This window comes from Cohnella nanjingensis, assembly GCF_014212125.1.
Taxonomy (GTDB): Bacteria; Bacillota; Bacilli; order Paenibacillales; family Paenibacillaceae; genus Cohnella; species Cohnella nanjingensis.
In genome coordinates this window covers 162,237-173,967 of the sequence record NZ_JACJVP010000006.1, presented here as the reverse complement: position 1 = coordinate 173,967, position 11,731 = coordinate 162,237, and the positions used below count along the sequence as shown (strand labels likewise).

General features: G+C 51.6%; 10 protein-coding genes. 8 read left to right on the top strand and 2 right to left on the bottom strand.

What is annotated here, in order from left to right:
- The first annotated feature begins 37 nt into the window (after positions 1-37).
- A complete protein-coding gene (locus H7C19_RS05340) occupies positions 38-2,272 on the top strand; it encodes an alpha-L-rhamnosidase (protein WP_185141536.1) in 2,235 nt (744 codons plus the stop codon).
- Positions 2,273-2,345: 73 nt separating this feature from the next.
- On the opposite strand, the gene H7C19_RS05335 is transcribed toward H7C19_RS05340, so the two are convergent.
- Together H7C19_RS05335 and H7C19_RS05330 are read right to left on the bottom strand one after the other, a co-directional pair.
- The gene (locus tag H7C19_RS05335) at positions 2,346-3,485 is read right to left on the bottom strand and encodes a sensor histidine kinase (RefSeq protein ID WP_185141535.1); all 1,140 of its coding nucleotides are present in this window, start codon (positions 3,483-3,485) and stop codon (positions 2,346-2,348) included.
- Positions 3,482-4,168 (bottom strand): response regulator transcription factor, encoded by a 687-nt coding sequence (locus H7C19_RS05330; protein ID WP_185141534.1) that lies wholly within the window; start codon positions 4,166-4,168, stop codon positions 3,482-3,484. Before H7C19_RS05330 ends, H7C19_RS05335 begins: the two co-directional genes overlap by 4 nt.
- A 251-nt stretch (positions 4,169-4,419) precedes the next feature.
- Here H7C19_RS05330 and H7C19_RS05325 point away from each other — a divergent pair, with 251 nt between their 5' ends.
- The 7 genes from H7C19_RS05325 (at position 4,420) to H7C19_RS05295 (ending at position 11,727) form a co-directional block, all read left to right on the top strand.
- On the top strand, positions 4,420-4,896 hold the full coding sequence (locus tag H7C19_RS05325) for a DUF6220 domain-containing protein (RefSeq protein ID WP_185141533.1): 477 nt from the start codon (positions 4,420-4,422) through the stop codon (positions 4,894-4,896).
- Positions 4,897-5,189: 293 nt separating this feature from the next.
- Entirely contained in the window at positions 5,190-5,573 is a 384-nt protein-coding gene (locus tag H7C19_RS05320) for a VOC family protein (protein ID WP_185141532.1), read from the top strand.
- Positions 5,574-5,658: 85 nt separating this feature from the next.
- Positions 5,659-6,057 (top strand): DUF6223 family protein, encoded by a 399-nt coding sequence (locus tag H7C19_RS05315; RefSeq protein ID WP_185141531.1) that lies wholly within the window; start codon positions 5,659-5,661, stop codon positions 6,055-6,057.
- A 60-nt stretch (positions 6,058-6,117) separates the two neighbouring features.
- Entirely contained in the window at positions 6,118-6,684 is a 567-nt protein-coding gene (locus H7C19_RS05310) for a cupin domain-containing protein (RefSeq protein ID WP_313731389.1), read from the top strand.
- Between the two features lie 54 nt (positions 6,685-6,738).
- A complete protein-coding gene (locus H7C19_RS05305; protein WP_185141530.1) occupies positions 6,739-8,979 on the top strand; it encodes an MMPL family transporter in 2,241 nt (746 codons plus the stop codon).
- 85 nt (positions 8,980-9,064) lie between these two features.
- Complete coding sequence (locus tag H7C19_RS05300) at positions 9,065-10,597, top strand: serine hydrolase domain-containing protein (protein WP_185141529.1); 1,533 nt, start codon at positions 9,065-9,067, stop codon at positions 10,595-10,597.
- 110 nt (positions 10,598-10,707) lie between these two features.
- The gene (locus H7C19_RS05295; protein WP_185141528.1) at positions 10,708-11,727 is read left to right on the top strand and encodes an alpha/beta hydrolase family protein; all 1,020 of its coding nucleotides are present in this window, start codon (positions 10,708-10,710) and stop codon (positions 11,725-11,727) included.
- Positions 11,728-11,731 lie beyond the last annotated feature (4 nt).

Sequence of the window (11,731 nt, the reverse complement as noted above, 5' to 3'; positions counted from 1 at the left end):
GTTGCGCGATTTGGAACAAACGGAGGGACTGGCTCACGTGAACGGAGTATCGGATTGGATTTGGCGTTCGCGCCGCATTCGCGTCAACGATTTTTCTTATTTCCGCAAGGAATTTACCGTAGTCGGGGAATTGGAGTCCGCGCGGCTGTGCGTGTCGGCGCATCACTACGTCCAGGTGTACGTGAACGGCGACAGAGTAGGCGGATTCGGCACTCCCGCGCCGACGGACCCCTGGAAAAGAAAGCTGTACACGGAGCACGAAATTGCCGGCTTGCTGCTGAAAGGCGCGAATTGCATAACGGCTGATGCGCACTATTTGGGCGGCGGCGGACAGAATGCCGTCGACGGGCGTCCCGGCTTCCGTCTCGAACTGCATTTGACCTATGCGAACGGGAAAAAAGCAGTCGTGAAAACCGATACGAGCTGGCTTGCGCTTGCGGAGATGCCTCACCGGACGGGGACGCCTTATCAGCAGAACCGCAAAATATCGGCCGTCGAGGATTACGATGCGAGAAAATGGCAGGAGACCTGGCGTTATGCGGGAAGCGGACACGCCTTAGGAACCGTCAAAGTCAAGAAAGCGAAGATCGGCCGCGACGAATGGCCGATGTTCCGGCAGGCGATCCCGGAAGGGGCGATCGAGGAGGAGCTTCCGCTGCAGAAGCTTCGCCTGCCTGCCGGCACACATGAGGATGAGGAAATGCCGCAAGTGTTCGATGCGGGGCGAATCGTATCCGGCTGGCCGAAGTTCAAACTGAAAGGGATCGCGGGGGCGACCATTCGGCTCCGTTACTCCGAGGATCTGGACGTTGACGGAAGGGTCAAGCATAACGTGTGCAACGAGAACTCGGCATTTTATTACGACCAGTACACGATGCGCGGATCGCCCATGGAAGAGTGGCAGCCGAGTTTTGCGTACAAGGCATTCCGATATGTCGAAGTTACCGGGTACCCCTTCCCGATCGAATCGGGACACCTAACGGTATGCGCGGCGCACACGGGGATGGAAGACGCCGGAGCCTTCCGTTGTTCCGATGAGCATCTGAACGCCTTATATGAAGCGTGTATCCGGACACAGAAAAACAATATGCTGGGGCAGATCGTCGATTGCCCTCACCGCGAACAAGCGCAATATCTCGCGGACACGGACTTGCAGGCGGAGACGCTGCTGTACAATTTCGATGCGGCTGCGATTCTCGAAAAAACGCTGAGCGATTTCGCGGATGCGCAGCTGGAAGACGGCACTTTTCCTTTCGTTGCGCCTACCAATTACGCCAATCCCGATTTTCATATTCAGATCCCGGAATGGGATTTGCATTATGCGACCTTGCTATGGAAGCTATATGAGTCAACTGGCCGGAAGGCGCTATTGGAGACGTATTACGAGCCGCTGCGACGGATGATCGGCTACTTCATCGATAAGCTGGACCCGGCAACCGGGCTCGTCCCGCTCGACAAAGGCTGGCATATTAGCGACTGGCCTTATCCGTCCGTAGAGCATGCGGGCGAATTTCTGACCGTGCAGCAGATCAAGCTGCTTCAGGCGCTCAGAATCGCAAGCCAGGCAGCGGCCTTGATCGGCGAGCAGAAGGATCGTGCTTGCTACCTGGAGTGGGCTGAACGGCTTCTGGATAATATTGTTAAGCAGCTCTATGACGAGCAGTCGGGGCGGTTCAAGGACAGCTCGGACGCTGCCCAGGCCCATCAAGGCGTTACGGCAATCGCTCTGTATGCAGATGCGGTTCCGGAGAAGGACCGGGAAAGGGCGATTGGTTATGTAGCGGATAAGCCATGGGAATGCCGCACCGTGCTGTCGCTGCCCCTGCTCCGCATGCTGTTCGACAACGGCAGAGAAGCGGAGGCCTTCGCTATATTGAGCCGCAGAGCGTATCCGGGATGGGGCTATATGATCGCACAAGGCGCAAAGACGATGTGGGAAGGCTGGGAGGACATCGAGAGCCATTCCCATGCATGGAACGGCTACCCGGCGCGGCTTCTGCAGGAGTACGTAGTCGGCATTCGGTCCGAAGCGCCGGGCTTCCGCAAAGCGGTCATCCGCCCCTACTTCCCCGAGTCTTTAACCTTTGCGGAGGCGAAGGTATGGACCGTTCAGGGCAGCTTGAGCGCCGGCTGGGAGAGGCTTTCCGACGGAGCGATTCGAGTAACGGCGTCCATTCCTCCGGAAATCGAAGCGAGGGTGGAAGTCCGCCTTTCCCAAACGACAGCCGTCGTGAAGCTCGGGCCAGGCGAGCACGATATGAGATTCAAGTAGGGGTTGTTGATCCGAACGTCTGCGCATCCCAAGCAGGCTTTCGAACAAGCGCTGGAGCATGGGCGGAGCCAAACTAATTATTGTCGGCGATGACGATCAGAAGCGAAGGCAAATAAACGGTAAATGTCGTACCTTGATCAGGCTCGCTCACGACGCGGATGAACCCGCCGTGGGCTCTGACAAGATGATGAGCGATCGATAATCCGAGCCCCGTTCCGCCTGTATGCCGCGAACGGGCCTTTTCCACGCGATAAAAACGATCGAATAAGTGGGCCAACTCTTCGGCTGGAATACCGATGCCGGTGTCTATCACTGAGACACATGTATAGACTGCATTCCGATCCAGGACCTTGTCTTCAATTACAACCGAAATCTTTCCGCCTTCCGGCGTGTAGCGGATTGCATTAGTCAACAAATTGATGAACACCTGCGTGATCCGTCTCGCGTCGGCCATCACCGTTACCGGCCGCGTATTCGAATAGAAGCGCATTTCCAGTCCGTTCTCCTCAGCCTCCATTTTCACATCATCAACGACTTGTTCAAGTCTTGCCGACAGATCGAGCGGTTTGCAATCCAATGCCAACCGGCCCGCCTCAGCTAACGACAAGACATGAAGATCTTCCACAAACAGGCCTAAGCGGATCACTTCGTCATGGAGTCTAAGCAGCATTTCCGGAGGGACGTATTGACCGGTCTGTTGAGCATTTTCTAATTTTAGCTGCATGATAGACAGCGGAGTTCGAAGCTCATGAGCGACATCCGCTACCAACCGCTTGCGGGCGTCCTCAGCTTCCCGGAGGCGAAGCGTCATATCGTTGAATGTCTGGATGACTTTACCGTATTCGTCTCTAGATTGTACAGGAACATTCACGTCCAGATCCCCCTTCGCAACGCGTTCGATAGCCGCAACGAGCTTTCGAAGCGGGATCGTCAGCATCCCCGAAATCCATAAACTGATGAGCAGCCCGATTGCTATGAAAATGATCCAATTTTCAAACCCAAATTTCTGCATCTTACCTGAAACGTAAGTTTTCAAGATCTCGATTTGTTCCCCGGGCGGTGCGTTCAAATAAGATGCACTGATTTCTTCCTTACGAAATTGATCGAATAGAGACTCCATGTAAACCTGTTTGGTTACGGCATGAGCGCCGCCGATAATAAGAACTGCCAGTCCCATGCAAATAAATATTTTTTGGCGTACCGTCAACTTCATGATTGTTCACCGAATCGGTAACCGAAGCCGTATACCGTCAGAATATATCGAGGGTTGGCCGGATCGTCTCCCAGTTTTCGGCGAAGATTCCGGATATGGGAATCCATCGTTCTTTCGTATCCCATATATTCGTCCTCGAGTGCGGCTTTTATTAATTGAAGGCGGCTGAAAACGATTCCGGGACGCGCAGCCAACGTGTACAAAATTTTGAATTCCGTCGGTGTCAGTTGGATCTCCTGGCCGTCCTTGAATACCTGACATTTGGCCTCGGAAATGACCAGGTTGTCTCTTTCCAACAACATCGACCTGTCTTCAGGACCGCGCAAGCGGCGAAGTAAAGCTCGGATGCGCGAAGCGAGCTCGCGCAAGCTGAACGGCTTTGTCAAATAATCGTCCGCACCGATTTCCAGGCCGACGATTTTATCCGATTCATCCGATCGGGCCGTGACCATAATAATACCGCAATGCGAGGTTTGCCTTATTTCGCGGCATACGTCGATGCCGCTTTTCTCGGGGAGCATCCAATCAAGCACGACGAGTTCAGGCCGTTCAGTCCGGGCAATCGCGAGCGCTTCCTTGCCGGTACAGGCGGTCAATACCCGAAACCCTTCACGTTGCAGATAGGCGTGCATCTCCTCAAGCATGCCCGGTTCGTCCTCCACAAGCAACAATTTCGGTTCCATTCCAATCACATCCTTCCAATTTAGTCTGCTTCCATTGCGAGAATACACCACTTACCGAAAATTATACCGTGATTGAACAGGCTCTTGAAGGAATCCAAGCAAAAAGAGGAAGATCTGCATAAGTTCTCGACATTTATTGTTTAAACTGACTGTGAAACGAGAGAAATAGCCGCGAAGAACAAGAAAGGATAAGTAAACGGGAAAGTGAACGGGAGAGATGGACTTATTTTAACGAAAGCGAGGATTCAAAGATGAGCAACCTATCCGTAAACCGCAGTGAACCTGAAGTCGGGGATCGCGCGGTGGAAATGACCAATCTTTCACCGCTCGTGGTTAGAGCGCGTTTGGTGTTTAAGGCAATGGTAAGGATATTTGCGCTTTGCATTATGATCCAGGTGTTTCTTGCCGGTCTCGCACTGTTTTGGAATTCGGCCCAGTGGGCGAGCCATACGGGCTTTGCCATAGCGGTGATCATTGTTTCGATTCTGGTACTCGTAATATCTTTCATCGCTCGGCTGCCGCTTTCTCTTCGACTGCGTAGTGCGGGTTTGTTCGGCATCATCATTTTGATAGCGGTCAGCGCCAAATTACCATCTGGAATTGGATATTTATCTGCTCTTCATCCGGTACTCGCTCTGATGCTGTTTTTTGGAACGGTGTCCCTCGTACGGAAGACCGATGACCTCAAAAAAGAAAAAAAGCAAGAATCTGCGGAGCAAAGCGGTTGAATTAAGTTTTGATCACAATCTTCAACATGGATGGAGAGGAACGATGCCACCCTAATTTATCCGATTATCTATTGGTCTTTCTATTCCTTATCGCGTCCGGAGTATCGCTGCATCTGGTTGCGCATGAATATGAGAATAGAACCCATTGGTTTCGAATCATTGTAATTGTTCTATATGGAACGTCCGGTATTCTTGTTCTCTTTATTATTTTTCCAAGACAATGATTAAAGACAGCCAAGAACTTTTTGAGTTGGAACGCCTACGCCAGAAAAGCGAATGAAGGAGGGGAAAGAATGGCCCCTATCAGGGTACGTTACATTGTCGACGATGTAGATGCGACAATCGCATTCTACACACAGCATCTTGACTTCATTGTCAAAGCACATCCTGCACCCGGTTTTGCCGTTTTGCAGCGAGGTGACTTGAATCTTCTTGTGAATGCGAAAAATGGTCCAGGTGGAGCCGCTCAAGCCATGTCGGATGGGCGAAAACCGGAACCGGGCGGCTGGAATCGGATTCAAATCGAGGTCGATGACCTGGGCGGCTTAGTCGAAACCCTGCGTAAAGCAGGCCTACGCTTCCGCAATGATATTGTCACAGGCTTTGGTGGTAAGCAGATCTTACTAGATGACCCAGCAGGTAATCCTATCGAACTCTTCGAGCCTCCAAGCAAATGATGGAAAGAACATGACCTCATTTGCATTTAACCAGCACTGATATTTATTCAGTTTTGCAAAAACAACAAAGAGGTGTAATTAACAAATGAAAATGATGCTAGTTTCATTCGTAATACTTTGTACACTTCTACTTGTGCCAGCTATTGCCTCTGCTGAAGTGACCAACGGTAATATCGAATACGGATATATAACCCCAATGCGACTCAGGGCCATCGTGGCCGCGGTGGTGGGGCTTATCAGCGTGGTCATCGGCGGGCTGTCTCTGACCCGCTCCCGCCGCACCGGCAACGGGCGAGCCGGGGCCATCGTGGCCGCGGTGGTAGGGCTGATCGGCATAATCCTCGCTGTGCTGCATCTAGCCAACTCCACCGGTGGTTTCGGCACCGGCAACGGGCGAGCCGGGGCCATCGTGGCCGCGGTGATAGGGCTGATCGGCATAATCCTCGCTGGGCTAACTCTGGCCCGGTCCCGCCGCGCCAGCTGACCCGCGCAGGGGCCGGCTAGAGCTACGTCCCGGTCGAATGAACAAAGAATCGGTAATGAGGTGAACGAATTGGAGGTCACTAAACCTCAAAGAAACGAAAATGAAATCAAGATTGGAGAAAAACTCGTTCATCCTGATGGCCGAACCGTCACCTTTATGAAATGCGAAACGGACGAAAAAGGGGATTTTTTGATCGTCGAGCATCGCATGTCGCAGCGGGGGGCCCTTAATGGTCCGCACTGGCATCCGGAACTGACGGAATCTTTTCTAGTGATAGAAGGACGGATGCGCTTCCTTGTGGACAAAAAGGAAATCATTCTTGAGCCGGGTGAAGAGATCACCGTCTACCCGAACCAGGTGCATCAATTTTGGAGTATCAGCGAACAGCATACGGTGGTGACCCATGAGATTCGTCCACCTGGGCGGCATTGGAAAATGTTTGCTCTCGTTCATAAACTGGAATGTGAAGGGAAGATGTCGGCAAAGGGAGTTCCACGAAATCCGTTGTGGCTAGGAGTTGCTTGGGAGTGTATTGATGGCTATATAGTAGGGCCTCCAAAATTTATACAAAAGGTATTTTTAGGGGGATTGGCAAAACTTGCGAAATGGTTAGGGTATCGGATTTGAACAGCATTAGCGGTAATCAGAATACCGTGATGTTGTTAAAAAAGGAGAAAAGTCATGAAGGATCGAATTGGAATCGGTAAATGGGTGGCAGGCCCAAAAACCAGATGGGTTACTTTGCTGATTTGGTTAGTCGCTGCATGGCTGTTAAACACGCTAGCGCCGCCCATTAGCAATGAAGTCGTAAATAATGCTCCCCCATTGCCTGACACCAAGCCATCCGTGCAAGCACGCGAATTGGTTACGAGAGAATATCCGAATGCCGAAGATGCTTCTGCTCTGTTCGTATGGCACCGCCAAGGAGGACTGACCGATACCGATCTGCAGCGCATCCAACAATTTACCGAAAGATTGTCGACGCATCCCGTCCCGTATCAGACATCCGTACCGCCTTTGCATCAAATGCCGCTTCAGGATTTGAAAACGAGGCTGTCGGAGGACGGCAGCACCATCGTCTCGCCCGTATTCTTCAGTAAAAGCGCGCAATCGAATGAGTGGAAGGAAGGCGTAGATCAAGCGAAAGAAGAAGCAACCGTCCTATTCGGTTCAGATCCGTTCGCCGTCGCCATCGATTCTCCGGCTGACTTGAACGCAAGAGTTACCGGTCCGGTCGGCATACAGATCGACGCAACCGGAGTATTCGGACAGGCCGACAAAACGTTGCTCTTCGGTACCGTACTTCTTGTGCTCGTGCTGCTGCTGCTCATTTACCGCTCGCCGATTCTGGCTATGCTCCCGCTGGTTGCCGTAGGCATCGCTTACTTCGTCATCAGTCCGATTTTGGGCTGGATGGTGCACAGCGGCATAATAACGGTGGAAAAGCAAGGAACCAATATCATGACGGTATTATTGTTCGGCGCCGGCACGGATTATTGCTTGTTCCTCATTTACCGGTTCCGTCAACTGCTCAAGACCGAACCGGACAAGGGCAAGGCACTTCGCGGCGCTATTACCGAATCGTCAGGCGCTATCGCGATGAGCGGTTTAACCGTCATTCTCTCGCTCCTTACGATGATCGCAGCGGAGTACGGTTCGTTCCGACTACTCGCCGCACCGTTTGGGATTTCCATCTTCATTATAGGAATAGCCAGCTTGACGCTTGTACCTGCTTTGCTTGCTATTATGGGGCGCGCTTCCTTCTGGCCGTTCATTCCGAGGACGCCGGGCATGCTGGCAGAACGAGCCAAGCGCAATGGACATCCGGCCCCGACTTCAAACAAGCCCTCGCGCAATTTGATCGGTTCTCTTGTCGTACGTCGGCCTTGGCTCATTATGGTCCTGACTTGCTTGGTGCTTGGCGGATTTGCCGTATTCTCGACTCAGGTTAAGTTCACGTTTGATAAGTTGGCCATGTTCCCAAAAACGATGGCATCCATCGAAGGATTCTCCGTCATCGGCGAGCAGTTCTCGCCCGGCGAACTCGCTCCCGTTAAAGTGATCGTGGATTCCGACGGCAAGGATCGGGACTTTGCACAGACTTTGGCTTTGCTTCCTTACGTGGCGCAAGTATCCGCGCCGCTGGCCGGGCAGACGAATCCGGAACTATTGGCATATGACGTATCCCTTAACTTGAACCCTTATTCGATGGATGCGATGAATCTCATTCCGGAACTTCGCCAAACGATCGAAGTCGCGTTGCGTCAGTCTGGCGACACGGACGCTGCGGAACATGTATGGATTTCCGGAGAGACGGCGGAGCAGTATGACACGAAAGAAACGAACATACGGGATATGCGCATCATTTTGCCTATGATCATTATCATGATCGCAACGCTCCTGATCGTGTATCTACGCTCTTTGATCGCCGCGACTTACCTTATTTTAACCGTATTGCTCTCGTATTTGTCGGCTTTGGGGTTAGGGTGGCTCGTCTTACACCACATCATGGGCATGGACGTGATTCAAGGCACGATACCGCTATATTCGTTTGTATTTTTAATCGCGCTGGGCGAGGATTACAACATTTTCGTGATATCTTCCATATGGCAAAAAAGCAAGCGCATGCCGTTGAAACAAGCGGTCTTGGAAGGCGTGGGGGAGACGGGATCCGTCATTACATCGGCAGGCCTCATTCTTGCGGGTACGTTCGCCGTTTTGATCACGATGCCGGTTCAGTTGATGTTGCAAATGGGAGTCATTGTCGCGCTCGGGATTCTGCTCGATACGTTCGTTGTGCGTCCATTCCTCGTACCGGCCATTACGCTGCTTCTGGGCAGATGGGCTTTCTGGCCCGGGCGCCGCAACTCCGTTTTAGGCACTGATTTAACATCGATCGAAAAGCAATTCGAGGCCGGTTGATCGGTATATGGCGGCACATGCCCACCACATGTTGGATCGAACAGATCAGATAGTTTACAGAAAAATAAACTAGGGGTGGGATGGAATGAGAACGAGAATGAGTATGATAGCAATAGTCTTGTGTGGTTTGTTTATCTTCCCCCTATTCAGTTCAGCGGGAAGTGATGGTAGCATACAAGTTGAGCAATCTGGAACTTCAGTCTTCTCCGAAGTGGATGCGTATATTGCTCGCGAAATGAAACGACAACATCTTCCGGGGCTTGCTCTCGGGATTGTACAGGGGGATCGCATTCTTTACCTGAAGGGATATGGCCAAGCCGATTCATCGGGCCGATCTGTGACACCTGAAACCCCTTTCGGATTAGGTTCGATCGGCAAGTCGATTACGGCTATGGCCGTTCTGCAACTTGCCGAAGCAGGAAAAATCGACTTGGATGCGCCTATACAACGCTATATCCCCACCAAGTATAACGGTGCAGCGTCCATTACTGTACGTCAGTTGCTTAACCAAACAAGCGGGTTCACCCAAATCTCGACTTTTAGCAATACGCTGTCAAGCGTCAACGATAAATATCGAGATGCGCTGGAGAAAAACGCCATGTCATATGCGGATAAGTTTTTAACGCAACCCACGCAATCCGAACATCCCTACAGGTATTCGAACGCGAATTATGTACTGCTCGGCTATATCGTGCAACAAGTATCCGGCCAGTCCTATGGCGACTATGTGAAGGAGCATATTTTCAGCCCTCTGTCTATGCAAAACAGCTTCGTTACGCTCGATGAAGCGGCTGGACACGGACTCGCTACGCCCTACCGTCGGATATTCGGAGACAACGTTGCCTACAATGGCCCCTATGTTTATATTGCGGGGGATGCGCCGGCGGGCTATCTCTATACCAGTGCGGAGGACATGAGCCATTACTTGATCGCCCAAATGAACGGCGGCCGATTCGAAGACCATTCCGTGCTCTCTTCGGATGGCATTCGACTTATGCAGACCGAACCTGTTCCGGGAACGTACGCCATGGGTTGGATGACAGCCCGCATTAACGGTTTACCGGTTATCGGCCAGCCGGGCGGCTCGATCGGCTTTCAAGCTCAAACTTATATCGTGCCGGAACAACAACTGGGAGTCATCGTGTTCGCCAATGTACTTGACGCGATCGATTCCACTTTATTCAAATCGCACATCATCACGACGACCCACATCGCTACCGGGGTCATCAACTTGCTGAATGATCAACCGACAGGAGGATCCGGTCTCAGCATTTCGCAGAAATACTGGCTTGTAAACGGGTTGATTCTCCTTCTCAGCGCATGGTTATTATACGCGATCGTTCGAACGGCGAAGCGCTGCCTTGGGCCGCTGAATCCTGACCATTCGGGCCGTTCCGAAATATCGATCAAAGCGATATCAAATATTGTTATTCATTTTGCGGGGCTGATTATCATCCTGATTTTGAGTATGACGCAAGTTGTGCCGGTATGGCATATTGCAACAATCTATCAGCCGGACGTCATCCTTTGGCTGAAGATAATGACTGCGCTTTTGGCACTGAAGGGAAGCATGGAAATCATTCGGTTGGTTCGGTCGATCTGGCATGTTCACCGTTGATCCGATCTCCAAGAGAAGGCTTGATAACTACGGCGAAGAAGATCAAATCCGCTGCCTTCATAAAGGGGAATCGTTATTGAATGTAAATTAATATCGAGGAGGAGTCCTAGATGTGGCATCCGGATCATTATTTTAAGCGGTTATACGGGAGCGTGAATCCCTCCGAGAAATTTCAGGCATCTTCACAACAGGAATGGAGCGAGTGGAGAGAGCGTCTGCGGCAACGGTTTGTGGAATTGTTAGGCGGATCTGCACCGGAGAGTTCAGAACTTGCTCCGGTTCTTCTTGAGTCCGAAGACTGCGGTGATTATATCCGCCAAAGGATTCAAATCGAGACGTATCCCGGGCTCCATATGCCGGTCTATGTCCTCGTTCCAAAAGAAAGCAAAGAGCGATCGGGAGCCGTAATCGCCTGTCACGGCCACGGTTATGGAAGCAGGGATATCGTCGGATTAACCGCGAGCGGAGAGGAGAAGACCGGGGACATCGGCTACCAAAAAAACTTTGCCGTCGAACTGGTTAAAAGAGGATATATCACGGTCGCGCCGGAATTACTGGGTTTTGGCGATCGAAAGCTGGTCGAGGACGAGGAAGCGCAGGAACACAATTCCTGTCATCGTCTATCTACTTTTCTATTGGCCATGGGTCAAACGATGGCAGGATACCGAGTGTTTGAAACGCTGCGCTGCGTCGATTATTTACTTACGCGCAATGACGTGGATGCGGATCGAATCGGATGTATGGGGATTTCAGGCGGAGGGCTTGTCTGCTCGTTTGCCGCGGCAATAGATGATCGAATATCCGCAGCTGTCGTCAGCGGATTTACTAATACCTTTCAAGATAGCATTTTATCCATTCGCCACTGTATCGACAATTATGTTCCAGGTCTTTCGCTAGTTGCGGAAATGCCGGATTTACTCGGATTGATTGCTCCAAAACCTCTTCTAGTCGAAGCCGGGACAAGAGACCCGATTTTCCCTGTTCAAGCCACCTTGGAAGCATTCGAGAACATTCGGGACGTTTACCGGCTGTTGGGAAAAGAAGAAAAGCTGGAATTAGATCTCTTCGAGGGCGATCATGAGATATCGGGAAAAGTAGCCTACGATTGGTTTAGACGAGTCTGGTCATGATGCG

What these genes read in the sequence shown, in the direction of transcription:
- H7C19_RS05300 (WP_185141529.1), top strand. Translation starts at nt 9,065, where the DNA reads ATGAGAACGAGAATGAGTATGATAGCAATAGTCTTGTGTGGTTTGTTT.
- H7C19_RS05320 (WP_185141532.1), top strand. Translation starts at nt 5,190, where the DNA reads ATGGCCCCTATCAGGGTACGTTACATTGTCGACGATGTAGATGCGACA.
- H7C19_RS05325 (WP_185141533.1), top strand. Translation starts at nt 4,420, where the DNA reads ATGAGCAACCTATCCGTAAACCGCAGTGAACCTGAAGTCGGGGATCGC.
- H7C19_RS05315 (WP_185141531.1), top strand. Translation starts at nt 5,659, where the DNA reads ATGAAAATGATGCTAGTTTCATTCGTAATACTTTGTACACTTCTACTT.
- H7C19_RS05295 (WP_185141528.1), top strand. Translation starts at nt 10,708, where the DNA reads ATGTGGCATCCGGATCATTATTTTAAGCGGTTATACGGGAGCGTGAAT.
- H7C19_RS05330 (WP_185141534.1), bottom strand. Translation starts at nt 4,168, where the DNA reads ATGGAACCGAAATTGTTGCTTGTGGAGGACGAACCGGGCATGCTTGAG.
- H7C19_RS05305 (WP_185141530.1), top strand. Translation starts at nt 6,739, where the DNA reads ATGAAGGATCGAATTGGAATCGGTAAATGGGTGGCAGGCCCAAAAACC.
- H7C19_RS05335 (WP_185141535.1), bottom strand. Translation starts at nt 3,485, where the DNA reads ATGAAGTTGACGGTACGCCAAAAAATATTTATTTGCATGGGACTGGCA.